General features: G+C 43.5%; 23 protein-coding genes and 2 pseudogenes. 10 read left to right on the top strand and 15 right to left on the bottom strand.

Going from position 1 to position 26,958, the window contains the following annotated elements; all coding sequences use genetic code 11:
- Positions 1 to 173 precede the first annotated feature (173 nt).
- The 6 genes from Q0852_RS09295 to Q0852_RS09270 all read right to left on the bottom strand — a co-directional run bounded on the left by Q0852_RS09295 (position 174) and on the right by Q0852_RS09270 (position 6,631).
- Positions 174 to 1,517: a nicotinate phosphoribosyltransferase gene (locus Q0852_RS09295; RefSeq protein WP_299017475.1), complete on the bottom strand. Its 1,344-nt coding sequence runs from the start codon at positions 1,515 to 1,517 to the stop codon at positions 174 to 176.
- Positions 1,518 to 1,736: 219 nt separating this feature from the next.
- On the bottom strand, positions 1,737 to 2,699 hold the full coding sequence (locus Q0852_RS09290) for a TDT family transporter (protein ID WP_299017473.1): 963 nt from the start codon (positions 2,697 to 2,699) through the stop codon (positions 1,737 to 1,739).
- A 433-nt stretch (positions 2,700 to 3,132) separates the two neighbouring features.
- Complete coding sequence (locus Q0852_RS09285) at positions 3,133 to 4,503, bottom strand: hypothetical protein (protein ID WP_299017470.1); 1,371 nt, start codon at positions 4,501 to 4,503, stop codon at positions 3,133 to 3,135.
- A 179-nt stretch (positions 4,504 to 4,682) separates the two neighbouring features.
- Positions 4,683 to 5,441, bottom strand: a complete 759-nt coding sequence (locus tag Q0852_RS09280) for a hypothetical protein (RefSeq protein WP_299017467.1) — start codon at positions 5,439 to 5,441, stop codon at positions 4,683 to 4,685.
- A gap of 388 nt (positions 5,442 to 5,829) precedes the next feature.
- A complete protein-coding gene (locus Q0852_RS09275) occupies positions 5,830 to 6,312 on the bottom strand; it encodes a hypothetical protein (protein WP_299017464.1) in 483 nt (160 codons plus the stop codon).
- Positions 6,296 to 6,631: a hypothetical protein gene (locus Q0852_RS09270; RefSeq protein ID WP_299017461.1), complete on the bottom strand. Its 336-nt coding sequence runs from the start codon at positions 6,629 to 6,631 to the stop codon at positions 6,296 to 6,298. The genes Q0852_RS09275 and Q0852_RS09270 overlap by 17 nt, the downstream gene beginning before the upstream one ends.
- Before the next feature lie 533 nt (positions 6,632 to 7,164).
- On the opposite strand from Q0852_RS09270, the gene dhaK reads away from it, so the two are divergent.
- From dhaK to ptsP, 3 genes are read left to right on the top strand one after another with little or no spacing between them, the layout of a single operon-like run.
- Positions 7,165 to 8,232, top strand: a complete 1,068-nt coding sequence (dhaK, locus tag Q0852_RS09265; protein ID WP_299017456.1) for a dihydroxyacetone kinase subunit DhaK — start codon at positions 7,165 to 7,167, stop codon at positions 8,230 to 8,232.
- 17 nt (positions 8,233 to 8,249) lie between these two features.
- Positions 8,250 to 8,876: a dihydroxyacetone kinase subunit DhaL gene (dhaL, locus tag Q0852_RS09260; RefSeq protein ID WP_299017453.1), complete on the top strand. Its 627-nt coding sequence runs from the start codon at positions 8,250 to 8,252 to the stop codon at positions 8,874 to 8,876.
- 55 nt (positions 8,877 to 8,931) lie between these two features.
- Complete coding sequence (ptsP, locus tag Q0852_RS09255; protein WP_299017450.1) at positions 8,932 to 11,415, top strand: phosphoenolpyruvate--protein phosphotransferase; 2,484 nt, start codon at positions 8,932 to 8,934, stop codon at positions 11,413 to 11,415.
- 87 nt (positions 11,416 to 11,502) lie between these two features.
- On the opposite strand, the gene dhaR is transcribed toward ptsP, so the two are convergent.
- Complete coding sequence (gene dhaR, locus Q0852_RS09250) at positions 11,503 to 13,473, bottom strand: dihydroxyacetone kinase operon transcriptional regulator DhaR (RefSeq protein ID WP_299017448.1); 1,971 nt, start codon at positions 13,471 to 13,473, stop codon at positions 11,503 to 11,505.
- Between the two features lie 279 nt (positions 13,474 to 13,752).
- On the bottom strand, positions 13,753 to 14,409 hold the full coding sequence (locus Q0852_RS09245; protein WP_299017445.1) for a Qnr family pentapeptide repeat protein: 657 nt from the start codon (positions 14,407 to 14,409) through the stop codon (positions 13,753 to 13,755).
- A 16-nt stretch (positions 14,410 to 14,425) separates the two neighbouring features.
- Here Q0852_RS09245 and Q0852_RS09240 point away from each other — a divergent pair, with 16 nt between their 5' ends.
- Positions 14,426 to 14,662 (top strand): hypothetical protein, encoded by a 237-nt coding sequence (locus Q0852_RS09240; RefSeq protein ID WP_299017442.1) that lies wholly within the window; start codon positions 14,426 to 14,428, stop codon positions 14,660 to 14,662.
- Positions 14,663 to 14,872: 210 nt separating this feature from the next.
- A complete protein-coding gene (locus Q0852_RS09235) occupies positions 14,873 to 16,483 on the top strand; it encodes a methyl-accepting chemotaxis protein (protein WP_299017439.1) in 1,611 nt (536 codons plus the stop codon).
- Between the two features lie 73 nt (positions 16,484 to 16,556).
- On the opposite strand, the gene Q0852_RS09230 is transcribed toward Q0852_RS09235, so the two are convergent.
- The 3 genes from Q0852_RS09230 to Q0852_RS09220 all read right to left on the bottom strand — a co-directional run bounded on the left by Q0852_RS09230 (position 16,557) and on the right by Q0852_RS09220 (position 21,692).
- On the bottom strand, positions 16,557 to 18,977 hold the full coding sequence (locus tag Q0852_RS09230) for an ATP-binding protein (protein ID WP_299017436.1): 2,421 nt from the start codon (positions 18,975 to 18,977) through the stop codon (positions 16,557 to 16,559).
- Positions 18,978 to 19,271: 294 nt separating this feature from the next.
- Positions 19,272 to 19,754 (bottom strand): hypothetical protein, encoded by a 483-nt coding sequence (locus Q0852_RS09225; RefSeq protein ID WP_299017433.1) that lies wholly within the window; start codon positions 19,752 to 19,754, stop codon positions 19,272 to 19,274.
- 303 nt (positions 19,755 to 20,057) lie between these two features.
- Positions 20,058 to 21,692 (bottom strand): endonuclease, encoded by a 1,635-nt coding sequence (locus tag Q0852_RS09220; RefSeq protein WP_299017430.1) that lies wholly within the window; start codon positions 21,690 to 21,692, stop codon positions 20,058 to 20,060.
- 265 nt (positions 21,693 to 21,957) lie between these two features.
- Between Q0852_RS09220 and Q0852_RS09215 the strand changes: the two genes are divergently transcribed.
- The 3 genes and pseudogenes from Q0852_RS09215 to Q0852_RS09205 all read left to right on the top strand — a co-directional run bounded on the left by Q0852_RS09215 (position 21,958) and on the right by Q0852_RS09205 (position 23,780).
- Entirely contained in the window at positions 21,958 to 22,167 is a 210-nt protein-coding gene (locus tag Q0852_RS09215; RefSeq protein ID WP_299017427.1) for a hypothetical protein, read from the top strand.
- Between the two features lie 512 nt (positions 22,168 to 22,679).
- Entirely contained in the window at positions 22,680 to 22,958 is a 279-nt protein-coding gene (locus Q0852_RS09210) for a hypothetical protein (protein WP_299017425.1), read from the top strand.
- 140 nt (positions 22,959 to 23,098) lie between these two features.
- Positions 23,099 to 23,780: pseudogene (locus Q0852_RS09205) on the top strand (IS1 family transposase).
- On the opposite strand, the pseudogene Q0852_RS09200 reads toward Q0852_RS09205, so the two are convergent.
- Positions 23,770 to 23,895: pseudogene (locus Q0852_RS09200) on the bottom strand (IS30 family transposase); the annotation flags it as partial. The pseudogenes Q0852_RS09205 and Q0852_RS09200 sit on opposite strands and share 11 nt — an antisense overlap.
- Before the next feature lie 63 nt (positions 23,896 to 23,958).
- The gene (locus tag Q0852_RS09195; RefSeq protein ID WP_299017423.1) at positions 23,959 to 24,162 is read right to left on the bottom strand and encodes a hypothetical protein; all 204 of its coding nucleotides are present in this window, start codon (positions 24,160 to 24,162) and stop codon (positions 23,959 to 23,961) included.
- 662 nt (positions 24,163 to 24,824) lie between these two features.
- On the opposite strand from Q0852_RS09195, the gene Q0852_RS09190 reads away from it, so the two are divergent.
- Together Q0852_RS09190 and Q0852_RS09185 are read left to right on the top strand one after the other, a co-directional pair.
- Positions 24,825 to 25,055: a hypothetical protein gene (locus Q0852_RS09190; protein WP_299017420.1), complete on the top strand. Its 231-nt coding sequence runs from the start codon at positions 24,825 to 24,827 to the stop codon at positions 25,053 to 25,055.
- An 81-nt stretch (positions 25,056 to 25,136) separates the two neighbouring features.
- Positions 25,137 to 25,349, top strand: coding sequence for a cold-shock protein (locus tag Q0852_RS09185; RefSeq protein WP_299017417.1), 213 nt, complete (start codon positions 25,137 to 25,139; stop codon positions 25,347 to 25,349).
- Between the two features lie 146 nt (positions 25,350 to 25,495).
- Here the strand turns inward: Q0852_RS09185 and Q0852_RS09180 are convergent, their stop codons facing one another.
- Both Q0852_RS09180 and Q0852_RS09175 read right to left on the bottom strand, forming a co-directional pair.
- Positions 25,496 to 25,834, bottom strand: coding sequence for a hypothetical protein (locus Q0852_RS09180; RefSeq protein WP_299017415.1), 339 nt, complete (start codon positions 25,832 to 25,834; stop codon positions 25,496 to 25,498).
- A gap of 98 nt (positions 25,835 to 25,932) precedes the next feature.
- Positions 25,933 to 26,619 (bottom strand): ParA family protein, encoded by a 687-nt coding sequence (locus Q0852_RS09175; protein ID WP_299017412.1) that lies wholly within the window; start codon positions 26,617 to 26,619, stop codon positions 25,933 to 25,935.
- Positions 26,620 to 26,958: the final 339 nt, after the last annotated feature.

The following is a 26,958-nucleotide window of genomic DNA, read 5'->3' as shown; positions in this document are numbered from 1 at the left end:
TAGTCACAATGCAGGTGAATGCATAATATCTCATATGGGTTTGGGATAAATAAGAGACAAGGATATGCCTCATTATGAAATCAAGTGTGCCTTTTGCATAAGATTTAGAGAGTGGTAAACAGAAAGCGGCTTTGTGCATTGGTTAGAGCGAACTTATCCCCAACTCTTAATCGTCAGTCGTTAAAATATTCGTCTGTCTGGCGAGTAAGTTGCTGCAAAGTTGGCGAAATTTTCAAATCAAAGTGGGCCGACGGTGATAACGCTGCCAGTGAAGAAGGAAGCATCGATAATTGTTCTGTTACACGATTACGAATGATATCGAGTGGTTCAGGGGAAGATAGTCGTTTACCATTGCGCATGACTGTCTGTAATAATGGTTGTCCATTCTTATGCATTTCAGTATCCAGGCACAGCTCATCATAAGCTAGTACCCCATTATCATTTATATGGCGGATCACTTGTTTGCTGCCGGGCCAGGTTGCTTTACCGTGGGAGCGTTTACGCCGTGCAATGCCAGCATATTCCTGTAGCTTGTAGGCACAGTTGAGGTAAGGGGCGTCCTCTGATGTTGTTAGGTTGGTACCGATACCAAAGCCATTAATTGGGGTTTGTTGTTGCTGTAATTGCTCCAGTAAATATTCATCGACACTACTGCTGGCAAAAATGTCTATGTCGGAATAACCTGCGCTATCGAGAATTTCCCTGACTTTGATCGCTTCTTCATTTAGATCGCCACTATCGATTCGCACGGCTTTAATTCGTTTTCCTTCTTTTTTGAGTTTATTCGCCAGTTCTATAACGTGTTTTGCCCCTCGGAGGGTATCGTAGGTATCTATCAGTAGTACTTGGTTGTCAGGCTGGCTGTACGCAAAGTGTTCAAAGGCTTCTGCTTCTGAAGCGTGGGCCTGAATATAGGCGTGGGCCATTGTGCCATAGATTGGGATGCCATAACGCTGGCCGGCAAGTACATTGGAGCTACCATTAAACCCGGCCAGATAGCTGGCACGGGCGGCCATTATCCCGGCTTCTGAGCCATGGGCACGACGCAGGCCAAAATCAATCAGCAGCTTGTCAGTAGCAACAAGGCGGCATCGTGCGGCTTTAGTCGCAACCAGAGTCGGTAATTGCAGTAGATTAATCAGGCGAGTTTCTATCAATTGCGCTTGAGGCAGCGGGGCTGTTACGCGAACAATAGGCTCATTGGCAAAAAAGATAGTACCTTCAGGCATCGCATCTACTTGTCCGGTAAATCGAAAATGTTTGAGGTAATCAATCAGGTTGTTACGGAAAAAACCACTGTTAGCCAGATACCTGATTTCATTGTCGTCAAATTGTGCCTGGGTGAGATATTCCAGTAATTGTTCCAGCCCGGCAGCAAGTAAAAAATTGCGTTTTGGTGGCAATTTACGGACAAAAAACTCGAAGACGGCTTTGTTTTCCATTCCATGGTCAAGGTAACTTTGCAGCATCGTAAGCTGGTAAAGATCTATTAGCTGCGGGCTGTTATCGAATGCCATTTTCTGCCATCTCCATTTGAACATACAGCTCTACATACATTTAGTTGTAAGTAGAGCGTCACATTAACAACGGATTCATGTAGCGGCCTGATGTTAAACCGGGAGCTTTTTCGGGGGACTCCTCGTTGATATGTTCATTTCATTACTGATTGTCTGGCTATTACCTAAAGGCTAGCTGATTTTGGATGCAGCCACGCAACAAACTCATTCATTTGGTTATTAATGGCTGTTAATTGTGGAAGATGTATCTTTGTGCCAATACAAGCCGAGATAATTCCAACTGACCCAGATGACCAATCCGGTGGCGACTATTAATTCAAACATGCCGAGAGATTCCAGCCATGCCCAGTGCGGGTGGTCTGTTACTACCCATCGGGTAAGTCGCTCAATGGCAACGGCGCTGATTACTGACGGAAAGGTAACTGCTGCCAGTGAGGGTTGGAATGGTTGCTGGAGCAGATTCAGGTAAATCAAGTTTACAAGAATAGCCATGGTTATACCGACCCCGGCCAGTGCTCCGGTGAGTACCGGATCTGGCTGTTGGACATTGAGCAGGTAAGCGGTGAGTGACAGATTCACCGGCGCGGCCATGATGGTCAGTGTCGGACGTGCCGAGCGGGGAAGGCGGCCGGAAAAGCACAGTCGATAGAGGACGACAGGTAGCATCAGGAAGTAAATGGCGACACAAATGTTAGTCATTGAGATAGCAAACTCGGTATGTCCAAGCTGCGGCCCGGCAAGGGTTCCGCTGATAGCTCCTACGGGATAAAGGAACCAGCTGGGATAAAGGTGAGCCAGGCGGAATTTTTTTAGTTGGGCGGCAAAGAAGTAGAACATCATCACAAAGTGAAGCAATAGGGCTGGATACCACAGAAGCCGGGCACTTTCGATGTGTATTGAAGAGAGGTAGTCGGCCAGCACCAGCATTGTCATGGTCATTGGTGCCATCAGGCTGCCATAGAGCGGATGACGAAGATCTCGGAGAAAATATTTTGGGTGCAGGACAAACTTGAGAATAACGGGAGTAAGCAGGCAGGCTCCCAATAGCGCACAGACGCTGCGAATAACTTCTCCGTTGCCGGGTAAAAACAGTGACCAGGCCAGTCCAAGTCCAGTTGTTGCCAGTGCTAGCGCAGCTTGGGCGGTCGGTACATGTAGCAGTTTATTCCCTGTTGCCACCATGACAGTACGTTTCCTTCTTTAACTAATTGATTTTTCTTTTAAAGATGGATATTACAGTAGAACATTCTTTAAAAATGTTAGCTATGTTCAAGAGGAAAAGTGCAGCACATCACGTTTTAAAAGTCTTTTATCTAAATCGGGTTTGCCAAAAGCAGAATTAGATACCATATTTAAAAGGAAACCTGTGGTGAGTGTGTTTTGCTTAGCTTCTGGAGGATTAAGCTGTATTCATATGTCTCAAGGGTGCAGGTTTCATGTTGACGTGAGTCAACAGTAACGCAGTCTAGAGTGTCATGCTTGATGGCTGAGTTATTTACAATTTGGAAAAGTGACAAAACGAAATTTATACTTCTTCGCCAAACTATAGTGATGTCCGATTTAAAGAAGTGACTGCATCGGGCTCGGCATACTCAACGTAATGAGTGGCGAAGCCTCAAGTAAGAAGCATCTTATGTGTACTGAGTAGGTAGACTATAAGGTGTAAGATCAATAATACCAAGCCGCACTGCAATGGTGCGGCTTTTTTCTTGTTTAAAGTGCTGAATTTTAAGGGTTTTGCTGGTTTTGGTGTCAATATTAACGCCATTTTAGTGCATTTTCGTTCTTTATAAATCAATAGGTTGCAGAGGGATTTTGGAACCGTTTTTTCACGCTGCTGGTCGGGTGTTTGAACCATTGAACCCGCAGGGCCACCAAAGCCCATTCCCGACAACTGAATGCTGACCATTTTGTTGTTGCCGTGAGAGATCTGATTTTCGGCCAACTTGGTGACTTGCTCATCCGTCATTTCAACGGTGATCAAATCTTTAGCTTCTTTCAGCTCGACTTTTACTTCGTCACTCAGGCCTTCGGCGCCATCAATTGTATCGGTGAAGATTTTGACTTTTGCAGCCAATTTGGTGGCTTGATCCTGCTTTGCTTTCTCAGCTGCAGTGTTTTGCTCGGCGAGAATGCGAACTACATCTTCCTGACTCAGGCCGCCACCGCTCAGGTTGATCTCCGGCGCTTCTGACTGGCCGGATTCCGAGAGCTGTTTCGCTACCCCTTCAATCTGTTCGCGCAGCTTTGTAGCTGCCGCTTCATCACTGATGCCGTTGAGTGAATCTTTAAACAGCTGAACCATGGCATCATGCTGCTGTGCGGAGAGCTTCAACCCTTTGACGTTCTTTTCAAACAACGCAATTAGTTGTTTCCACATGGTTTCTCGTTCCTCTGAAAATTTATGAGCCAGCGACTCGGAAAGATAAGTGGGGCAATCGTGTAGGCTCGACTCGTTCAGTTCGATTTTGTCGAGGTTCTTGATACAAGGGCGAGTTACCAGGCCTGCCCCCAGCAAAGTCGGTCCAAAAGCGTGGCGTTCACCATCATCGCCCACTTCGTTGCTGACAAAATTGGGATGGATTTCGGCGGACAGGTACTTAAAACCTTCTTTCGTTACCTTGTTCACACCAAGCTCATACCACTCCACCTCAGCACGTAAACGGCCACGGTCGGTAAACAGGCGACGTACCACCGCCCCGGCACCATTTTCTGGTTGGTGCGCGATGTCGATGTTGATCTCCTGACCAAAAACATTCTCATTGAAGTTCTTGATCAGGGAATCGAACATCGATTGGGTCAGTTCAAATTCGCCATATCGTGGGTCGTAAAATTTGCCGGTTCGGGTAATCGTGACAGTTGTTCGTTTGTTACTGCTATTGGTATCCACCTTGACAGCATCAGACAAGAGATGAATTGCTCCGTCGTGTTGTACTGCGCTGAGTGCCAGCACAACACTGGCTTTAAGAAAGGTTCTTCGGTGCATTAGTCTCTGTCCTTAAACGAAAAAAGCCCCGGAGTGAAAACTCAGGGGCTCGGTCGCCATCAATATGGGCAGAGTGTCAAAACTAGGAAAGCAGAAGGAGGGGGTGTTCCTCGCTCAAATAGCAGATAACAACAATTGGGGGCGAAATAAAGCTTTTTGCTTTCTGACGCAGTAACTTGTTAGCACTTTAATTTTCTTCGTACTAACAAAACAAATTCTTTGTGTAGTTGAAAACATTCTGTTGCCATATCGTTCAACTCATTAATTTGTTTTTCAACATGTTTAGGCCTATTCCCAGCCTCTCGGTAAGGGTCAGGAATACACGAATAAACGGGACCAGCGCCAAGACTATAAGAGTTTTGAGCTAACTTATAGAAAAAAGCATGACACTTTTTCCATAGGAACTTTCGTTTCTTTTCTAGCTCAGGATCAAGAAATTCCTTTTCAGGATTAGCCCCGTACTCCACGAAAGACTTAAGTTGTTCAATCGATTGACTATGATATGAGCCACCAAAGTCATGTTCTTTAAGCAACTCAATAGATAGCCCATCAGATGGAATTTCAGTTAGAAACTTCTCAAACTGAACTTTATCTGCATCTTGTAGCTCTTTGGTTTCTACGGCTGCTAAATCTCCTGTTTTATAGATAAAGTATTTATTTACAATATTATGAAGCAAAGAAAGAGCGATTAAAGCAAAGCCTAATGTATAATCTGCAGTAGTCGACTCTAACTCAGCGAAAGTAAATGGCACTCCTGAATTTAAATTAATCGTCGCAACTAGCCAATTATAAACAACCAATTCCAATGCCGTTGGCGTCAGAATTACAGCCCCACCAATACCCACCACGTACCGTGTTAAAGTATTGGTAAAATCCGGAAAAAAGTATTTCTTTCCAAGTGCAATGAAAAACTGTTTTATTTCTTTCTTATTTATCAATTTACACCCTTTGAATATTAACAAATTACACTATAAGTTAGTGTGCTGTGTAACTTACTTTAATTACTTACAGCACTCAACATATTCCACTAAATCCGTGAAAAACATCGCCCCACCGGCACTTCCAGCCACCGCTTACAGCGGCAAAGCGCACCCCCTTCCACTACCTTCACACAACGCGAACGGATCACTCCTTCACTGTCACAAATCCGGTGACCACACACAAACCACTTCTGTAAGTGTGTTTTCATTTTCAGCGCTTTATTTAAGGTATAGCTTTCAGGCAACTCCCCTGCGGGATAAGGTTCGTATTGGAGGAATGAAACGGTATTTATAAAAATACCGGGAGAACCCGGTACTTAATAAAACATTAACACCTGACGATTAGCTACTCTTCAAGTCCCAAATGTTTAGATGTTCTAAAACTATCAAACGGATAATAAAACGTAACGCTTTCCGATAATCTTTTCATTTCAGTCGATGGCAGCTTATTCAAAGCTTCTCGATAAGCATTTGAAGTTTTGTCTTCATTAAGCGCTAGCCATGCATCAAGATAGGTTTTATCCTTTGTATCTGCTGTATATTTAAATACAGCATAGGTATATTCTGCTTCTATATCTTTAACACAGCGTTCAAGGGCTTTTTTTCTAAGTTCAACTAAAACTAGTCTTTTCTGCTGTATTTCCAGAGATTGAAACCAGTTATCATTCACCTGCTCAACAGTGCGTCTACCAACATTCATACATCGGTCTGTTTGCACATTAAGCTGGTCAAACTTATCCATAACTGTCTGCTTGTTGCTATTTTCAGAAGCATAACTATAAGCTGGTAGTAACAGCGAAATAACAAGGAATTTAACGAGTAGCTTCATACACACATCCCCAAAACTTCAACTCTTGCCCTCTTGCCATTAATCTTGCCTCATCTGCTATTTTGTTTATTTCACGCCTAGTCACTACGTGCGTTGCCATCATAGCATCACCAAACTCTTCCCAGTCATACGTAGATATTTCTTTTAGCCTTTTACCAGCACTTGCAGGCCCAGAAAACAATTCAACAAGAGGTAACGCAGAGACAAAGCCTCCAAGAATATTGCCTAAATCTTGCTTCGATTTAATTTGATCTAGTTGATTCTGCATTGTTCGACTAACAACCATATTTTCAATTTTACAATACTCTTTCAAAGACACAATTATATCCTTCAGGAAGTTAAAGCAAAATTGTATACCAGGCATCTCGTGTCTTTCTGAGCTTTTACCTAGTTATTATGAGGTATTTAATAGTCGATTAGATACCTCATTTTTCCATTACTCAACATCAAGCAACAGAGCCTTCCTGTAAATACCTTGGGTCAATGCTTACCAAATACCGATAACTTCCTTGAAATTCTTTGTGAGCTAATTGGCATTTTTGTTGATTAGTTTTGGGGCATGTATCTCATTTTGTGTTGATTTTCCGCTATTTTCTTCTTATTCACTGACGCCAAATTTCGACATGCTTCAAAAATCGACACCGAGGTTACGGCTAGTGTTTCAAACTGGAACATTTTTGTTCTTTGAAGAGTTTCATTTTGAAACAAGTGGCGATAATTAGCGATATGCTCACTTGATGGCATAAGATCTGGGGCTGGTGAACGGACAGGTTTATCGCACTCCAAATAGAAGCTAGCGATTAGTAACAAGCCCAAATACTTTACCTTGCGCAGAATAATAAGGATAGAACGATGAAAAAGATGATTAACCAAGTCGACAATGTGGTTAGGGAACAACTTCAAGGTATAGCCATAGCTCATCCGGAGCTCGAAGTGAGTCTGGACCCTATGTATATCGTGCGGCGTGATCGTAAGGCCGGTAAGGTCGCACTGGTTTCTGGCGGTGGTAGCGGTCATGAGCCGATGCACGGTGGCTATGTTGGTATGGGGATGCTTGATGGTGCCTGTCCGGGAGAGATGTTTACATCGCCAACACCGGATCAAATGTATGAATGTGGTCAGAAGCTTGATGCCGGTGAAGGCGTATTGTTCCTGGTGAAAAATTATACCGGTGATGTATTGAACTTCGAGACTGCGGTTGAGCTGCTTCACGCTGAGGGCACCAAGGTGCAGGCGACACTGATTGATGATGACGTTGCCGTAAAAGACAGCCTTTATACCGCTGGACGTCGCGGTGTGGCAACGACTGTTCTGGCTGAGAAAATCCTCGGAGCCGCAGCCGAAGAAGGTTATGACCTGGACAAGCTTAGCGATCTGGCAAAACGCATTGCTAACCGCGGCCGCTCTATTGGTGTCGCACTTTCAGCCTGTACAGTTCCGGCTGCAGGAAAGCCGAGCTTTGAGCTGGGCGACAATGAAATTGAATTTGGTATCGGTATCCATGGCGAGCCGGGTATTGAGCGCCGTGCTTTTACTGGTGGTGACACTATCACTACCGATATGATGAATGAAATTCTGGAAAACCAACCATATGAGCGTGTTGTCCGCCGCTGGAACAACGGTGCTGGGGAATGGCAGGACGAAACCTGGACCACTGAATCTCTTCAGTCCGGTGACAAGGTTATCGTACTGGTGAACAACCTTGGCGCAACGCCGCAGTCTGAACTTTACATGGTTTATCGTAAGGTTGCAGAAATCCTTGAGCCGCTGGACATTAAGATTGAACGTAGCCTGATTGGCAGCTACTGCACCTCGCTTGATATGCAGGGTATTTCTATCACACTGCTGAAAGTCGATGATGAGATGTTGTCTCTGTACGACATGCCAGTTAACACACCGGCACTGCGCTGGGGCTGTTAAGCGTTAAGGAGAACAAGATGACAATTACGAAACAGCAGATCGTCCAATGGCTTGAGCTTTCAGCCGAAGTATTTCAAGCTGAACAAGACTTCCTGACAGATCTGGACCGGGAAATTGGTGATGCGGACCATGGCCTCAACATGAACCGCGGTTTCCAGAAGGTAAAAGAGAAATTGCCAAGTGTTGCCGACAAAGACATTGGTACTATTTTGAAAACCACCGGCATGACACTGCTTTCCAGTATCGGTGGTGCCAGCGGTCCACTGTATGGCACTTTCTTCATCCGTTCTGCATCGAGCGCAATGGCCAAGGAAGAGCTGAGTTTGGCTGAGTTGACCAAAATGTTGCAAGACGGTGTTGATGGTATTGTTCAGCGAGGCAAAGCCGAAGTTGGTGATAAGACCATGGTTGATACCTGGATCGGTATTCTAACCAGCTTGAAGGAAAATCAGGAAACCGGCTTCCATGATGCACTGGAGAGTGCGGTTTCCGATGCCGAAAAGGCGATGAAAGGTACTATCCCTATGCAGGCGAAGAAAGGTCGGGCTAGCTACTTGGGCGAGCGCTCCATCGGCCACCAGGATCCGGGAGCCACTTCTACCTACCTGTTGTTCTCTGCACTACGTAACGCTTCGGCGCAATAAGCGCATTTGTCTGCTGTTTGAGGTGGCCCTGTGCCACCTTGGTTAAGGTTTATTTATGGTCAGTATTGTAATTGTTTCCCACAGCCTGGATCTCGCCAAAGGGGTTCATGAGCTGGCAAGCCAGATGAGCCAAGGAAAAGTCCAGATTGCTGTCGCTGCCGGTGTGGATGATCCGGAGAACCCGATTGGTACTGATGCTGTTGCTGTAATGATGGCTATCGAAGACGTTTATTCACCTGACGGCGTTCTGGTGTTGGTGGATATGGGCAGTGCGATTTTGAGTACCGACACGGCACTAGAACTGCTTGATAGCGAGCTGGCTGCCAATGTTCATGTCTGTGCGGCACCGCTGATTGAAGGCACCATGTCTGCCTGTGTTGCGGCTGCGGCAGGTATGCCATTGGAAGAAGTCATCGATGAGGCCCACAGTGCCTTGTGTGCGAAATACCAGTTGCTTGAGCAAGGTTCCATGTTACCGGGGACGAATACCGCGGGTGTTAGTCTGGAGCATGACGATAGCGATGATGAAATCGAATTTGAGTGGTTGGTGAAAAACCCCCATGGTATCCATGCTCGTCCTGCTTCAGCGATTGTTGGCTCAGTTAGTCCATTTGATGCCCAGGTCTGGCTGGGCTGTAATGGCAAAAGGGTGAGTGCCAGAAGTATTAATAGTATTGCGCTGCTGGGCGTGAAGAAGGGCGATAGCTTAAGTTTTATCGCCAGTGGCGACGAGGCGTTGCAGGCATTGCAGGCATTTGTGACGCTGGCTGAAAATCATTTCAACGAATCAGTAGAAGAGGGAACGGCTGAACCCCCTCGGCCAACGTGCCGGCCAAAGACCCACCAAGATGGTCGACTGAGTGCTGTTGGAGCATCCGAGGGGATTGCCATTGCGCCTATCTGGCATTACCGTTCTTCTATGCCTAAGGTGCAGGAACGTGACTTTCTGGGTTATGAACAGGAGTGGACGCTATTTGCCCGGGCCTGTGATATAGCACAGCGCGATTTGTCAGAATTAGTTATCAAAACTGTCAAAGCCGGTTCCAAATCAGAAAGTGAAATTTTTACCGCCCATAGCCAGATGCTGGCTGATCCTGAGCTGGGTGAACAAATTAAACAACGCCTGCATGATAGCATTACGGTAGAGCTGGCTTGGGAACAGATTATCGAACAGACGGCGAAAGCGTATGAAGCTGCGTCCAGTGACTACATGCAGGCCCGTGCCAATGATGTATATGATGTCGGTCGTAGGGTAATGGCTTTGCTGACGGGGGAAAATGAGTCGCAGATAATGCTGGATGAGCCGGTTATTCTTGTGGCGACTGATCTGACGCCGTCAGATACAGCGCTGTTGGATCCTGAGATGGTCCGGGGGATCATTCTGGAACAAGGTGGGACGACGTCTCACTCTGCGATTCTTGCTCGTTCACTCGGTATTCCGGCTGTTGTTGGCCTGAGCGGGATCATGACGCAAAGTCAGGAAGGGGAACTGGCCATTATTGATGGTTGTCGCGGTGATGTTTGGCTAGCACCGAAGGCTGAGCAATTAGAGAAAGCCCTTCACGATGTGGAACAGCTAAATTGCCAGCGTGAACAGGCTCAGGCTCAAGCAATGGAAAAAGCCCAAACTCAAGACGGCTTGCACGTAGATGTGTTTGCCAACCTGGCGAACCTGGAAGATGCTGAAAAAGCGATAAGCTGCGGTGCGGAAGGTGTAGGCCTGGTCAGAAGTGAGTTCTTGTTTACTGATAGTGAGCATGTGCCATCAGAGCAGAGCCAATATGAGTTCTATAGCCAGATTGCTGCCGCATTCGGTGATAAGCCGGTGATCATTCGTACCCTTGATATCGGTGGAGATAAGCCGTTGGCTTACATGCCGCAAGGTCAGGAAGATAATCCGTTCCTCGGTTGCCGTGGCCTGCGTTTGTGCCTGCAGCATGTTGATGTGTTTAAGTTGCAGCTCAATGCACTGTTGCGGGCTCGGGCTGAATATCCAAACCTGAAAGTAATGTTTCCGATGGTCGCAACGTTGGAGGAGCTGAATCAGGCAAAGTACCTGCTCAATAGTTGCTACGAAACATTGCAACATAACGGTACCACGGCTGTGATGCCAGAGATCGGCATTATGGTTGAGGTTCCGGCTGCTGTTGCCAATGCTAAGTTGCTGGCAAAAGAAGTGAGTTTCTTTAGCGTCGGAACCAACGATCTTACCCAATATGTGATGGCCGCAGACAGGGGTAATGACATGGTGTCGTACCTGGTATCAGCCGCTCAGCCGGCAGTATTACGCATGATCGAAACCGCTGCGAAGGCTGCCCATGAGGCCGGGATTACGATTGGGATCTGCGGTGAGATAGCAGGTGATCCTAAGTTGACATCGACGTTGATCGGTTTGGGGATCGATGAACTCAGCATGAGCCCGATCCGGATTGCTGCTGTTAAACAGGCCGTACGAGCTACGGAGAGCAAGCAGGCTGTGCAAACCGCGGATGCAGTGCTCAATGCCGCGACCCTGAAGCAGGTGATGGCATTGCTATAAGCTAAGCTTTTTTGTCCGATGATCTAAACAAAGCCGCCTTCGAGGCGGCTTCTTTTTATCAGAGCACCAGGCTTAAATTGAACCGTATTATTTATAATCGCTGATATTGATGCGGTAGCTTTTTAGCTTACGCCACAAGGTGGTACGGCTAACTTGCATATCTTCACACATCTTACTAATGGTACCGCGGCAATATTTGGCAGATCGAATAATCGTGCTCTTTTCGGCATCGGCTAAGCGGTTGGAAAAATGAGATTGTTCGCCCACTGATATCAGATCTGCTGAGGTGAGTATATTGTCGGGCAAATCTTTGATCTGAATGATGCTGCCATGAGCAAAATTGGCTGCGCGCTCGATAACATTGCGTAGCTCTCGGTGATTGCCTGGCCAGTGATAGCGCATTAGGTGCGACAAGGCTTCCTTATTGATAGAGATCGGCATTTTCTTTTCCGCTTCCAGGTGATTTAGTTTTCGTTTGACCAGAGGCTCAACATCCTCAAGCCGTTCCCGCAATGGAGGGACTTGAATATCAAAGGTTTGTAGCTCTAATAGTAATTGCCCGCGGAAGTGTTTCTCCTCGACAAACTGGGCCAAATTGACATTGGAGGTTGCGATGATCCGTATATCGACCGACACAATATTACCGTTCATCCGGTTGAGTAGCCCGGTTTTAAGTAGGTGAAGCAATGCAGCCTGTACTTCGGATGAGAGGCATTCCACCTGATCAAGAAACAGGGTTCCGCCATGGGCAAGCTCGAATTTTGACGCCGCTGTTTTGTCACCATCCAAAACTGAGCCTAAAAATTCTGTCGCCATTAACTCTTTAGGAATTGCCTGGCAGTTAATAGCAATAAAAGGCTGCCCACGCCGTTCACTGGCGTTATGGATAGCCTGTGCTAAGTGGCTTTTGCCTAGACCGTCTTCGCCGTGAAGCAGTACCGGGCCGCGCCCTTTGGCTGCATGACGGGCCTGTCGGATCACTCGCTGCATGGTGTCTGATGTACCGACAATATCATCAAAGGTCAGGAGAGCCTTATTTCCGGCGTGTTGGTGGACCAAATCGCGGATCTGTTTGAGCGGGTAGAGCAGGGCAATGTAGCAATGCGTATCGTTTTGGGCATTTTTTACAATCTTTAATGACATTACCAGTGAAATCAGTTTGCTTCTGTTGTCCTGGCTTTTACTTTCGATGGTCGTTTCGACCATATCCAGCCCAGTGCCTTGCTTGATAGCCTGGTTGACAAGTTGTGGCAGGGTTAGAACGGTGTTGATATTCCGACCTAGTTCGCTACGACTCAGGCCTAGAAGATCACCGCCCTTCTGATTCAGGTAATGGATTTTGCCACAGGGATACCATGCTAATACCCCTTCATTGACTCCTTCCAGCAAAACATGCACTTCCGATAAGTGCTGGTTGGATTCGGTCAGCATATTTTCTGCCTGCATCTGACTGGCAATATCTCGCGCGGCCGCATGGATCAGAGCCAGGGCTGAAGCACAGGCTTTTTCAGCCGGGATAACCAGTGCGATACAGCCTTGTGCTGAGCCGTTACCGTCAAAAACCGGTGCGGCATAAATAGCAAATGGGTGCAGAGCTTGTTTAAAGTGTTCGAACCCTGCTGTTCTGGTTGGTTTTGCTAAATGCATGGCGCTGGAGATAGCGTTATTGCCAATGATGCCTTCCCGCCAGTAGACCCCTTCCCGGATATCAAGTGCTTCTAGCTTTGATTGCATATCGAGATCTGCGCATAACGACAAGGTACAGCCGGTTTCATCGCAGACCAAAAATGCACAGCTGCTGTTTTCAAGATATTCATAGACATCTTCAATAGCCGGTATGGCTAGGTTCAAAAACGTTGCCTTGGATTTTTTGATAGAGGTAAAAGTCACTCCCTTTGCTCGATGTGGAATGGGCCAGTGATCATGTCGTTGCTGGCGGCGGCAACGCTGCCAGACCTGTTGTAAATGCGGGTCAATATTAGGAGCCTCAGCCTCCACTGAGGGTTGGGAAACAAAGTTCTGCCAAATTTCTTTGTTTAAGGGAGAACGGGACTGCATAGGAAACATAACGCTTATTTGAGTAATCCACCATTCTAGCGCTATCTGATATTAAAGAATGCTACCTGGATTGGATTTTGATTATGCCACACCCTCGTGAATGTTAACGGCTTCATCGAAAGAGGAAACGGATTCTGCAAAAATACTGTCTATTGAAATAAACAACGTTTGTGAATCCCGGCTATTTGCTCAACAAGATGTGTTTACATTGTTGGGATAAATTAGCATGGCAGCCAAGCCGGGGATTTAGTGGTTAGGTCAATAAATTGTTAAAAGTGGTCAGCCTGGCAACACAATAATTCCCAGCGACTCGAGTAGCTGTTCCTGTTGCCAGTCGCAGATTTTCACGCCTGTCATGCGGATGCGGCGAATATCCAGCCCGTTCAACTCAGTATGGGTAAGGTCACATTCCTCAATATTAAATTGTCCCCATGCCTCTTCAGAAAACTGGCTGCGGCTTAAGTCGGAACCACGGAACGAGGCTCCCTGCAGATTTGCGCCTATCCAACGGTTTTCGAATAAGTCGCACTTTTCTATACATTGCTGCTCGAAGTTAACGTAAGACAGGTTACAGCCTGTAATGTATGCCGAGCAAAAAAAGGCTTGATGGCTGATACGGTTTACAAAGTTGGCTTTGGCGAAATTGGCCCCTTTCAGATCAGAATCCCTTATTTCGATACCGAAGCAGTTAGCCCCCAGAAAATGGCACATGGAGAGCAGGCATTGTTTGAAGCTGGCATTACTTAAGTCGGTATATTCAAAGTTACAGCCTTCGACGGCACCTCTCTCGATGAAGCGGCAATCGATGAACTCGGCATCTCTTAAGTTCGCCCGGCTAAAATTACAATTGTAGAAAGAGCATTGGTGAAATTGTGCTGCTTCCAGGTTTTGGCCTGAAAAGTCGTGATTATCAAAAATTTGGTTCTCTTTTGTCATATAAGGCTCCTTGCTGTTGGCGCTTAAATTAACACTGGGCGCAAAGGAAAAACAAGAAAATAAAAGCCCTAAAAATCAATGTTTTACAATTTGCCCAAATCGCCAATTTAAGCCGTCAAAATATGCCTGTGGCAAGCGATCGCACTTGTTGCCGGATAAGGTAGCGAAGAAAAAAGTTTGGTGCCTCAGCGCTGGGCTGGTGAGAACGAAGACAGAGGGGGGAGTCAGCGGAAGAAGAGATGATGAACATTAAAACTCAGTGAATTGTAAAGCATATTGGTTTGAGAATAGTGTTATTACAAAAACGCTGTAATCATCAATAAGCATTGTTGCTAATATCGACAGTAATTGAATTTGTGATTGAATTTTATGCTGGTGGCACAAGTGATGGCCGCTCTCTCCGTTTTAACCTCAAATTAAGACATCTCATTGTGCAGCCTAATAAAATGGCGTTAGGGTAGAAATGAATATATCAAAGAAACTGACAATCATTCCTGTTATTGCTTTAATTATCCTTATTTTACTGAGTTATTTATCTTTCAACAGCTTAAGTCAACTTAATCGCTCAATTCAATCGATTTATCTCGATCGTGTTGTACCATTAAAAGATTTGAAATTGATTTCGGATGAGTATGCCGTTGAGGTGATTGATGCATTAAATAAGTACAATGTTGGCTTGAAAAATCGTAATGAAGTCATTGTTGAGATTAAAAAGGCGATTAAAATTTCAACCGATACTTACAACCAGTATCTGGTAACAGAGCTAACTCCTGAAGAAGAAAGGTTGGCTTTTACGGTCAGGCAACGAATGGGTGCAACGAACCATACGTTGAATCAAATTGTCTCTAAGCTGGAAAATGATAAAAATCTTAATATTGATCAGGTTATTGTGGAGGCATACCAAGCCGTAGAACCGGTAACTGAAGATATCGGTAAGTTAGTCAATATTCAGTTAGATATCACTGAAGATATTTATGATGAATCAACAGCGCTTAGTGAACAAAGTAATGCAATAAACATTACAATCACTATTATTTGTTCAGTGATTCAACTATTACTTTCTTTTTTAATCATCAAAGCCATTTCATCATCGCTTAATGGCATGCGCAATACGATGAGTGATATCAGCAATAATTATGATCTTTCATTGCGAATAAAGACCAAGGGTAATGATGAGCTAACAGAATTATCAGTCGGCATTAACAACATGATTGCCCAATTCCATAAGGTGATCACTCAAATTAATCATTCATCGGGTTCGATAACTCAAGGCATCAATGATATTCAGGCGCAATCTGAAAATATTAATCAAGCTTTGGTGAATCATAGCACTGAGACTGAGCAGGTTGTTGCGGCTATTACTGAAATGAGCTCCACTTCTGATGCTGTAGCGCAAAATGCTGCCGATGCCGCATCGAGTACAAGAAAAGCGAGTAACAATGCCGAGCAAGCTCGTGGAGTTGTGAATGAGGCAACAAATTGTGTGAACGCGTTGGCTTCTGAAGTCGTTGAGGCGGCTGATAGTATTACGACAATGAGTCAGAATACCCAGCAGATTGACACTGTTTTAGGTGTAATCGGTGCTATTGCTGAGCAAACTAATTTGTTGGCATTGAATGCGGCCATTGAAGCTGCACGGGCAGGTGAACAAGGCCGTGGTTTTGCTGTTGTTGCCGATGAGGTTAGGGCTCTTGCTGCCAGAACGAAGGCAAGTACGGCAGAAATCAATGCAATGTTGGGAAGTTTACAGCAAGACGCTTCCACTGCTGTGTCAGTCATCGAAAAAACAAAAGAAAGCAGTGACTTAACGTTGGAGAATACTTCGAAGGTGTATACCGCTCTAGAAGGTATGAGTAACAATGTGCTTGAGATTAATGACATCAATACTCAAATTGCCACGGCGGCAGAGGAGCAAAGCTCCGTTTCCGAGGAAATTAACCGTAACATGACAGCCATCCGCGATATGGTGCTTGAGTTGCAGTCAAACAGCCAGGCTACGTTAAATAGCGCCCATCATCTGACTGACTCAAATAGTCAGCTCGTGGAAGTGGTCAGTAAGTTTAAGCTGAACTAATCGATTTCCCTCTTGGTTCATATTATAAACCGCTTGCTTAACGCGAGCGGTTTATCGTTTTCCGTCCGTATTTTTAAGCTTCACTCAACAAACTTACTTGCTTATCCAGCTTTTCTAATAGAACGTCACGTTTAAAGGGTTTAGGCAAATAATCATCCATACCGCTATCAAAGCACTTTTGAATATCATCATCCAAAATGGAAGCCGTCAGAGCAATAATGTGTTTGTGAGGCACCTGAGTGTTGCTCTCATAGCTCCTTATCGCTTTTGTCGCTCCGAAGCCATCGAGTATCGGCATCATACAGTCCATCAGAATGAGTCCAATTGAGGTATGGTTTTTTTTATACAGTTCAACCGCTTCCTGCCCATTCTTTGCAACAAGATAATCAAGTCCCATTTTCTTTAAGTTGATGCAAACAACCTGTTGGTTAATCTTATTGTCTTCAACAACCAGAATTTGTTTTCCATGTCCTTGATTGGCTGATGGCTCTTTAGTGTTTTCTTTTATGTCGTGACTGTATGCCGTTTTGAGGGTGTTGTTCAGGCGCATGCCAAATAAAGGCGCAGTTACAAATGCGACGATTTTGTCTGAGTGATCGCTGAGTTTTTCATTGTTATGTCGAATGTAAACAACACGATGCTCTGGATAACGTCTTTCAATGTCATTGAGCGCAGCCTGACTATCGACGAGAATCAAACTTGTTCTACTGAGAGCGTGGTCAATTTGCACAGGCTTTTTAACGATAGTCATTTGATAACCAAACCTTCGAATTTCAGCGACCAACAAATCATTTGGCTGTTCGGAGCAGTACACTAAAGCATGCTGATTTTCTTTTGTTAATTGTTGTTCATCATTTTCCAATTCAATTTCAAAGAAGAACTGGCTGCCTTGGCCTTTGTGAGAGATTAACTGAATATTGCTGCCCATTAAATCTAGCATTTTTGATGAGATGGCTAAGCCAAGTCCGGTTCCGCCATAATGGGCTGAGGTATCTGAGTTCTCTTGTTTAAATTCATCAAAAATATGTTCTTGCTTATCTTCGTCAATGCCTATGCCAGTATCAGTGACTGAAAAATAGATAGTTGAGGACGAATCTGTTTGTGCAATCCGCTTGGCTATAAACGTGATTGAGCCTCGCTCTGTAAACTTTATCGCGTTAGAGGCAAGGTTCATCATGATTTGACGAACCTTTTGTTCATCGGCTTTTACGTAGTTTGGTAGTGCTTTGTCCAGCTTAACAACAATGTCGATATTTTTTTGTTGTGCTTTGGGGGCAATCAACGCTGCGGTATCAAATAAAACTTCTTTTAATGCACAGGTATGAGGACAAATATCTAAGTGGCCTGATTCAATTTTAGATAAGTCTAATATATCGTTGATAAGCATTAACAGCGTTTGTGAAGATGCATTGATGGTCGACAAATAGTCTTTCTGAATCGCACTTAGTTTTGAGTCGGACAGGATTTCTGTCATACCTAAAATACCGTTCAGAGGTGTTCTAATTTCATGTGACATGTTAGCAAGGAAGGCGCTTTTAGCTTTATTGGCTTGCTTTTCTTGTTCTCGCGATTTGATCAGCTGGCGTTCCAGTTTTCCAGTTCGGCGTACTACATAGAGAAGCACTGAAAATACGGCTAAACAGAGTAGTATTCCGGCGAAAATCCGGTAAAACTCGAATACAGTTAATTCTTCATCGATAATATCGGGAATTTCTGAGAAGAGTGTATTTAATTTATTCTCTAATACATGGATGGTTTCTCTTAAATCTCCTAGCTTTCCTTCATCGTACTTATAACCAAACTCTTTCCAGGCACGCTGAAGCTTATAGAAAGCAGATTCAAATTCATTAAAGGCACGTTGCAGGGAAGGCGAACCAGAATTATTGGTGATCTCCGTTCTTACCTGATTGAGGTTTTCGTTAATGTTTAGCAGTACTTTTTCGTCGAATTCAGAGAAGAAATGGTACATCAAATCCTTGGTTGTCAGCGTCAAATCATCAAGGCGCGGATTGTTTGCCTGTATAACGGCTTCTTCCAATATGAGGGATTTATCTTTAAGTTGGTCAACTAGTCCGTCATGCCCGCCTTCACCATGAATGAGTAAGACAATGTCGCTCAAGGCAATGAATCTCTGGTAATAGTCATCAACGGAATCTAGGGTTACCTGTGGTTTGTAGTCAGTAGCAATATTGTGGGCTTGTATCGCTGAATTTATTGCGTTGAGGCTATCCATAATATGTGCATAGTCAGCTTCCATTTTTACTTTGTATTGAGAATCCATTCGGGCAATGAAGTCTTTTTCATTGCGGCGCATCATCAGCATCTCATTGGAGGCCGTGAGGATCTCTGTTTGTAATGATACTAGCTTCGCTCTTTGGACATCCAGCGTATGCTTGGTATAAAAGAAGGTGGTCAGGAAGATTAAGATCGTAGCCGCGCCATAAGTGATGAGACGTTTAATAGCGCGGGTGTGAACATACTGATTAGCTTGCATTGAAATCCATTTTCTTTTTGAATCCTAGAGACTGACGGCAGGATCGTCATGACGTAATAGAGAAGCTAACTTTTGAAAACAGCCGTCATTGAACAGTATCGCCCAGTGCTACTCTACTCATTGTTATTGTAAGGACAAGTTCACTGTTTGTATGTTAAACATGTTGCATTGTTTGAATGTAGTTATGCCGTGGATAGAAAGAGTCCATTCCGACCGAAACACAAGCGTAAAAATTGGTTTTTCAGTGGTCAGGTTTATGAGTGAGGGCTTGATTGCAACATAACTTATTACGGATTAAGTCGACAAATCTGGTGATGTGTTTGACTCTTTAGGTGATACCGACATCCGAATATTTTGTACTGTAAGATCATCTACATTGCTTAATAATTCCATTAATCTTTGACCTTCTAGTAGAGATTGATCATACAGTTCAATTACTTCACTATTGAATACATTATGTTCATCTGCTTTCATCCTAAAAAATTGCATTTGATTTAATAGATTATTCACAATGTGCTGAGAAGAACAAACCGTTGCCTTGAATATTAATCGCTTTTCTTCTTCTTTTTTCAAAAGTATTTTCGTTTGAAAGTCAGCATATATACCAAAGCAAATCACCAATATGACGATGACTACTCTCATCCAAAGCTCATTTGCTTCTGGAGGAATAATTTCAAACCTGCCATCTGAAAAAAATAACTGATGAATTAAAGATTCGATTATCCAAAACAAAGCCGATAAAAGTGCAGCCTTAAATGTGAAATTAACTTTAGTCATAACAATCGATCACATACTGAATAATGGGGACTTCCGAGTTCAGTATGGCTCCTTTATATATAATTGATGAATACTAGACTAGACAGGAATGTTGATTCTTACCAAAGCTAACGACATTTTTCATTTGAAAATGTTGTACTTGTAGCAGTTTTATATCAAATCAGCGGCGTTAGTTGTATGTATGTCCATACGAATATATAGCTACAAATCAGGCTTAAATTACTTCGTCGTAAAGAAAATAAGAAAGCCGCAGGTGTTTATCCTGCGGCTTTTTACTCATTACCACTCATATGGGGAGAGTCTTTAGTTTCCCCAAATTACATTTACAAATTCTGGATGATCAATGAATGGGTTTCGGTTGCCCTGGAACTCAAACACGACCTGGTTACGATCGAGCTCTTTCTGGCTGACCGGATCGTTCTGGTGCCAGCGTTTTAGCATGTTGAGCATCCATGGTTCGAATACGGTGGAATTAGTTCCATCCAGCACTGAATCTGAATTGACGCTATTGCCCTCCCAGGAAGCAATTTCATTTTCATAACGTGTCGCCATGTAAAAATATGCGCGTGCGAAGTCACCTTTAAACTCATCGACCGGCTCGAAAACGGTGCCAGAGTAACCCAGCCCAGCGCGGGCTGAACCCAGTTTAGAACCGTTGCTTGATGTATATGAAGCTGAGCCTACTTCGCCGAATGGCCAGTTGCTGCGTTTGGCGTTTACATAGCCGTCGGTGGCGAATAGATGGTGGCCGTCAGAGTTCATAGGTTCAACTTTGCCGCCAAACCAGCTTTTCGGGAAAGAGTGCTCGCGGTTATAGCAATCGCCTTCTCGCTTATACTGGCCACATTGATTGGTTACTTTGGCGAAATTTACGACATCATTGCCTGATGGTTTCTCGGAGTACATATCCAGAATAGAACCATCTTTCTCGTAGTAGTGATCCAGATCGGCAGTCTTTGCCAGCTCCCAGATTGCACCATACCCGCGGCTATTGTGATTGTTAATGATGTTGTAGAGTGCAGTTTTTAGTGCTAAGCCTGTTTTGCCTTCCGCTGCTTCATAATAGTCGCTGACAATAGGTGGTTCGGTTGGCGTTGTTGTCGTGGTATCACCGATGGTGAAATTAAATGACTGGCTGTCATGGAATTCACCGCCAGTGGTTAAGGTTTTTCCATTGGCTTCCAGTTTGAATGAGCCGTTGCCGGAGTTACAACAGATGCCATCACCATATGAGTCATTGATTTTGAAACTGTAATTACCATCGGCCAGACACATATTTTTGGTGTAGGTGGTGGAATTGGCAAGATTTGAGCCTTCAAATAAGGTTGCTCCGGCTTTGTTTGTCAGTAGCCAGCTGGTTTCTGAAGCGTACTGATCGGTTACCAGTGTCAGGGTTGCTGTGGTGTTCTTGCAGCTGACCGGAGGTGGCGTTGTAGTACCGCCGTTTTCTGTTGGCCGGAAGTTATCGACGTAGACGACTTCAGATCCATCAAAGCCTGATACATCATAGAAACGCAGCCCGACACGAATGTCTTTGGTAGAGGTTGCCGTGTAAGTGTAGCTGATTTCCTGCCACTGATTCGTTTTAGACGGGACTGAATAAATCCGGTAACCATCGACATACAGACGGGCTTTAACATGGCCTTCGGTATGGTAGAGAGATACTTTGAAATGATATGTTTTTTCTTGCTCAACACTGACTGTCTGTAAAAAGTCAGTACTGCTTTGCGAGCCTGTGTTAACTGTCACTTCGGCAGCAACGCCACCGCTTTTTACCTGAGCAGACGTTGGGGAAACAGTGATGCCGGAGTCTATTACACTCCAGCCTTCCGGTGTATTGCCATTCCAGCTTTCAAAGTCACCATTGTTGACTTGTGCCAAGGCACAATTTGAAGTGAGCAGGGCCACTGCACTTAGGGTCATTATTCGATTTAACATATAACCTTCTGTTTATTGACGTAAAAATCAATTAAGGATAGATATTTATCAATAACGGAAAGTTATCCGTGCTCACAATTTTATAATGGCGGTATATTGCTTTCATGAATATTTTCGATACTAATCACATAATGGAATCAGTAGATTGCGAATACGTCAGTAGAAAAAGCCACATGAAAAAAATGTCATTTTTGAGTTCGGTTTCAGTCATGCTCTGCCGGGTAATATTACTCACATAAAGCCGAGACAATGTGAGGAACTCCCCATGAAATCAGTTAAATCACTACTAGTTGTTGCTTCTTTGGTTGTATTTAGTGTGCCATCAATGGCTTCGGCCCTGGTGGCCGGCTGTAAATATAGTGTTAAGTCCAATATCCGTACCTTGGTAACACAGGTGAACGACAGTAAAGAAAGCGCTTATGCCGAAGGTCAGCTCGGCAAATGGGATTACTCGTTTCTCACTGATGCGGCCTAACCATATGGTTTGAGAACATTGGTGATAATGAAAATAAGCGGGGGAGTATTCAACAGGAATATATGAAGAGACGATATTTGATTTTGCTGCTTCCATGCAGCTTTATTTTTCTTCCACTTCAACACGTCAGTGTATTCTCTAATTTAATAGCGACAGTAAAAACAGAAACTTAAGTTAGTTGCATAAAAAACAGAAACCTTTCACGTTAATCTCCCTTTTACGTTAACCCCTTTCAACCTTCACCTCACCTGCCTGATTGAATGATGGATATTAATAGAAGAACTGACGTCAGACAGCAATATGGACAGAGCAGCTGCTGAAGTATGGGGTGTTTGAATAAGAATCAGGCTGTGGTTGATGAGTATGATTATGGTTAAAAACACAATGTTGGTAGATCACATAATGAATTGAATGAAGAGTGTTAGCTTTGACAAAGCTCATAAGTAAACTTTAATTGATATGCAACTAGTTGGTTTTTGCGTACTGCAAACTATTTTAAAAAGGATGAAATCATGGCTATTACTTATGAATTTAATACTGATGCTTCAGGCAATGATGCGCTTGTTCTTAAACTAAAAAATACCGGGCCAGAAGTAAGCTTAAAGCTTGGGGGAGCAAACTCGTTTGAGACTGAGATACCAGGAGGAACCAGTGTAATTGCTCCACCAGAAGGCAAATATTGGCATGTTGATATGAACACTGCGAAGGGTGGGGTTAGTCTTGGTGGTACTCATGGGCCAGTAATTATGCCAGCCAATTCATCGGTTGAATGGTATTTATCTGATGTTTAATAAAGCATTGGCTTTGCAGAAGTTTTGAAGCCGAAAAATTAACACTCCATTCATGTTGTCGATGTTAGGAAAGAGTGGAGTGTTTTAGTGTCTAGTTGGTTGTGATGCCAACTTGGTGATTTGAACTATAATTTAATTATTTGTCGAGTTACTGTTCTCAAACCAAATCAGTTCGCAAACACGGGAAAGGAGCGAATAAAGCGCAACGCTATCGCTGTCTTGATTGCCGAAAGGCATTTCAACTTGATTACGCCTACAATGCCTATCATCCTGGTGTGAAAGAACAAATTGTTAATATGGCCATGAACAACGCTGGGCTACATGATACTGCTAGAGTGCTTAAAGTTGGGTTTAATACCGTGCCGAGAACATTAAAACACGCCAACCGAAGCAAGTAACTTCAGTCCCATCCGACACAGCTAATATTGAGTTGATATGTGAAGTCGATGAACAGTGGTCATTGTGGGCAACAAGAAGCATCGCCGTTGGCTTTGGTATGCTTGGGAGCTTCGTTATAAACGAGTCATTGCCCATGCTTTTGGTAAACGGAACACAGATGCTCTGCTTACGCTCTTAGGCCTGCTATCGCCCTTTAATATTAGCTTTTTTTGCATCGATGATTTCAGTGTTTATGCCAGTACTTTACCGAGAGAAAAGTACATTGTAGGTAAGCGTTTTACTTAACGAATCGAGAGAACCAATCTAACATTGCGTTCAAGACTAAAGCGTTTGGTTCGCAGAATCATCGGTTTTTCAAAATCTGCAGAAATGCATGACAAGATCATCGGCACATTCATCGAGCGAGAGTTCTATCCACAATAGGTGGGCGCTCATCAATGGAAACAGCATTGTTTATCGCTGGAGCCTTGTTCTGCTTACCTCTTCGATACCGTTTATGACCTTGCCTTAAGTGACGATAGAGCTTTCCTCCTTGCCGTTACCATAAGAACCGAAGTAAGGTCGCCATTGGTGGCGACCTTTTTATATTTCAGGGTATAGATTATACAGCAATAGATAAGGAGTTAGATTCAATGCGCTTCCAAACAATATTGTTGTTATCTGAATGACCATCACTTTTAATATCCATATGATAGTTACCAAATTCATCTATAACTTGGTAAGGTGCATTTAAGCTCCAAATTGTTTTAATAACAACGCCATGAACCCCATGTTGATTCTTAACTTTATCAGCATTATTAATCATAAAATAACAACTATTAATACTATTAATTAGTCTTCTAATATTAATTTTAGCACTTATCTATGAACGTAGTATCCCTAGTAAGAATCCGTACTTAAAGGGGGGCACACTAATATCCATATAGGTGTGCAAAGTATGATGCGAACATACGGTAGGTAAAATACCAGAAATATACAAACACCTGTAGTGATAAATTAATTTTTTACATAAAACTCGAAGTAAAGTCATCATTGGCAGTCTTTTTTGTCTCTGGCAGTTACAAGATCACGCTCGTTCTGCGCCATAAATCGCACATTATTGTTCAGTGTGAGAGGGGGGTGAGTACGGAGGCGAATGAACATCTTTTTTTGGGCGGAAGATCATAGAAAGAATAATATCAATATGTACAATATGAGCCTTGCTTCTATAAGTGTTATTTCATATTTGGTTTGTATGGTCATTTTTTTAGTGAGTCGGTCAGATTTTATGCAGTTAAATGAAAAGTGCCTTTTGGTCACAATGGAGAGCTTGTTGATGAGCAAGGATTCACAATTAATTCAAAAAAAGATTAAACGCGAACCTCGAATTGTATTAAAGGAATATCAAGAACAGTCTGTTTGCAGCTCAATCCAGCTCAACTCAACAAATCTAGCTACAAACTGTAAATTAAATGATGGGAGAGGATTGTGTCTATCCATGTAGAAGAACTCCCTCTCTGTAAAAACCACTCAGACTTTACTCAAATACAGAGATGCAAAATTATGGATCTTGTTATCAAGAGGCAAATATATAAAGTAAAGCTTATTCAAGCTGAATTGCGACAAGCTATAATTACGAGTAAATACAATAAGGTAGATATATTAATGGTGTTGCTAGATCAAGCCCAAATAGAATTGGAAGCAATATATTTACCATAACCTCCGTAAACCGAACACTGACACTTATCACGTCGCATTTTTGCGATTTATTTATTAATGAATTTTTATAAGGGGCAGCATATGTCTAATTCAAGTACTGGTATCGTAAAATGGTTCAACGAAGAGAAAGGTTTTGGTTTTATCACTCAGGATAACGGCGGTGCAGACGTATTCGTTCATTTCCGCGCTATTGCTTCTGAGGGTTTCAAAACTCTAGCTGAAGGCCAAAAAGTTTCTTTTGAAACTGAGCAAGGCCAAAAAGGCCTTCAAGCAGCGAACGTAGTTGCTTTATAAGTCGAAGACTTTACTTCAGAAAATGCTGGCTATGGCCGGCTTTTTTATATCTGTCGTTTGGCATATATTCAACATTACAGCCCAACAATGAATCACCGAAAGGTCGCCCCAGGCGGCCATTTCATTGCCTATCAAAGCACACGACCTCACACTAACTGATCTTTCACCACATGCCGCACCAATGCGATATAGCGCAGATTCTCGGTAACCCTCCCGCTTGATGTGTCATTTTGCGCGTACCACTTCCCCTTTTGCCAATGTAGCCTAACAAGCGTTGAATCACCGTCCTTCTTTATCAGTGACACACTCTTATTAAAAGGGCGTATAGTCGCTTCAACCATGATCACATCCCCTTTGCTAATACCTGCAAGATCTAGATTACATGGCGCGTATATGGCCTTAACTGTCGGTAGTGGCTTTAGGTACTCAGTACTAACACCAATGTATTTACCCTCATAGCCCTGTGTAGGTGGCGGGAATGGCATTTATCGATTCTCTTGTGGTTTTCACACGATCATACCTGTTCGATACCGCTTTCATAACATCCGAAGTAAGAATCTCGGAAAGGCTGCTAACTGGCAGCCTATTGCTTCTTTAGTTCAATTTCAGCAAGAACGGTTTCCCATAAAGCATTATCGAGGTTGTCAAAAGATTTCAGCATATTTAAACCTAATTCAAATGCTGTTTGGTAACGTTTATCATCATTCATTACACCGAGAATTGGGTATTTCATTTTACCTAGCACGCGATTAAATAACGGAAAGTGATTGTCATTATGGTGGCACCGCGTTGCGACGAAACTGATTGGCTGTTTTTTTTGTCTATACGTTGGGGAAGCTATCAATACTTTGAGAAAATTTAAAATGGAATGTACATCGATTGGCGATGGTTGCATGGGTATAATTATCGCGTCGGAAAAGCGTAAATAACGTTCAAGATCGAGTTCTTGGAAATTAGAAGGTGTATCAAAAATCACTAAATCTGTATTTTTCTCAATTTGCAATGTCTGAGAAATTTCCGAAAACGTTCTACGAGCTGGGTTATATTGCTGAGTATGGATACCTTTACAGCGTTTTGCCCAAAAAGAACTGCTACCTTGAATGTCAAAATCAATCACATTAACCGATGCGCCGTATGCTGCGGCGGCACTGGCTAACCCCATAACGAATGTTGATTTTCCAGCACCTCCTTTACGGTTTAATACAAGTACTTTTTTAGCTGAACTGACCGATATGCTGGTTTTTGATAGTCGTTGACGAAATGAGGTCATGATTTAATAGTGCCTTTTTAGCGATGAAAAAGTGACGCATAAAATGAACGCACTTAGTATTTTTTCACATTGCTCAAAAGGCAATAGAAAAGGGAGTGCTTATTATGTGCTAACTCACTAAGGTTTCACAACATTTTAATTTTTATTAGATGCTTCTTTGGGATTTATTGATTTGCCATAATATCCGGCCATGATGCCAACTTGGTGATTTGAACTATAGTTTAGTTATTTGTCGAGTTATCGGGTGATCTTATGGCGACAATAGAAGTCCCTTGCCGTTACTGTTCTCAGGCCAAATCAGTTCGCAAACATGGGACTGGAGCGAATAAAGCACAACGC

It is taken from the genome of uncultured Photobacterium sp. (assembly GCF_947502415.1).
Lineage (GTDB): Bacteria > Pseudomonadota > Gammaproteobacteria > Enterobacterales > Vibrionaceae > Photobacterium.
The sequence above is the reverse complement of the archived record's forward strand: the minus strand, read 5'-3'. Positions and strand labels throughout refer to the sequence as shown.

Excerpts from the sequence above, each read along its gene's own strand:
- Q0852_RS09225 (WP_299017433.1), bottom strand. The coding sequence starts at position 19,754 with ATGACTAAAGTTAATTTCACATTTAAGGCTGCACTTTTATCGGCTTTG.
- Q0852_RS09275 (WP_299017464.1), bottom strand. The coding sequence starts at position 6,312 with ATGAAGCTACTCGTTAAATTCCTTGTTATTTCGCTGTTACTACCAGCT.
- Q0852_RS09245 (WP_299017445.1), bottom strand. The coding sequence starts at position 14,409 with ATGACAAAAGAGAACCAAATTTTTGATAATCACGACTTTTCAGGCCAA.
- Q0852_RS09175 (WP_299017412.1), bottom strand. The coding sequence starts at position 26,619 with ATGACCTCATTTCGTCAACGACTATCAAAAACCAGCATATCGGTCAGT.
- Q0852_RS09220 (WP_299017430.1), bottom strand. The coding sequence starts at position 21,692 with ATGTTAAATCGAATAATGACCCTAAGTGCAGTGGCCCTGCTCACTTCA.
- Q0852_RS09195 (WP_299017423.1), bottom strand. The coding sequence starts at position 24,162 with ATGATTAATAATGCTGATAAAGTTAAGAATCAACATGGGGTTCATGGC.
- Q0852_RS09290 (WP_299017473.1), bottom strand. The coding sequence starts at position 2,699 with ATGGTGGCAACAGGGAATAAACTGCTACATGTACCGACCGCCCAAGCT.
- dhaK (WP_299017456.1), top strand. The coding sequence starts at position 7,165 with ATGAAAAAGATGATTAACCAAGTCGACAATGTGGTTAGGGAACAACTT.
- dhaR (WP_299017448.1), bottom strand. The coding sequence starts at position 13,473 with ATGCAGTCCCGTTCTCCCTTAAACAAAGAAATTTGGCAGAACTTTGTT.
- Q0852_RS09185 (WP_299017417.1), top strand. The coding sequence starts at position 25,137 with ATGTCTAATTCAAGTACTGGTATCGTAAAATGGTTCAACGAAGAGAAA.
- Q0852_RS09235 (WP_299017439.1), top strand. The coding sequence starts at position 14,873 with ATGAATATATCAAAGAAACTGACAATCATTCCTGTTATTGCTTTAATT.
- Q0852_RS09210 (WP_299017425.1), top strand. The coding sequence starts at position 22,680 with ATGGCTATTACTTATGAATTTAATACTGATGCTTCAGGCAATGATGCG.
- Q0852_RS09230 (WP_299017436.1), bottom strand. The coding sequence starts at position 18,977 with ATGCAAGCTAATCAGTATGTTCACACCCGCGCTATTAAACGTCTCATC.
- Q0852_RS09295 (WP_299017475.1), bottom strand. The coding sequence starts at position 1,517 with ATGGCATTCGATAACAGCCCGCAGCTAATAGATCTTTACCAGCTTACG.
- ptsP (WP_299017450.1), top strand. The coding sequence starts at position 8,932 with ATGGTCAGTATTGTAATTGTTTCCCACAGCCTGGATCTCGCCAAAGGG.
- dhaL (WP_299017453.1), top strand. The coding sequence starts at position 8,250 with ATGACAATTACGAAACAGCAGATCGTCCAATGGCTTGAGCTTTCAGCC.
- Q0852_RS09180 (WP_299017415.1), bottom strand. The coding sequence starts at position 25,834 with ATGCCATTCCCGCCACCTACACAGGGCTATGAGGGTAAATACATTGGT.
- Q0852_RS09215 (WP_299017427.1), top strand. The coding sequence starts at position 21,958 with ATGAAATCAGTTAAATCACTACTAGTTGTTGCTTCTTTGGTTGTATTT.
- Q0852_RS09285 (WP_299017470.1), bottom strand. The coding sequence starts at position 4,503 with ATGCACCGAAGAACCTTTCTTAAAGCCAGTGTTGTGCTGGCACTCAGC.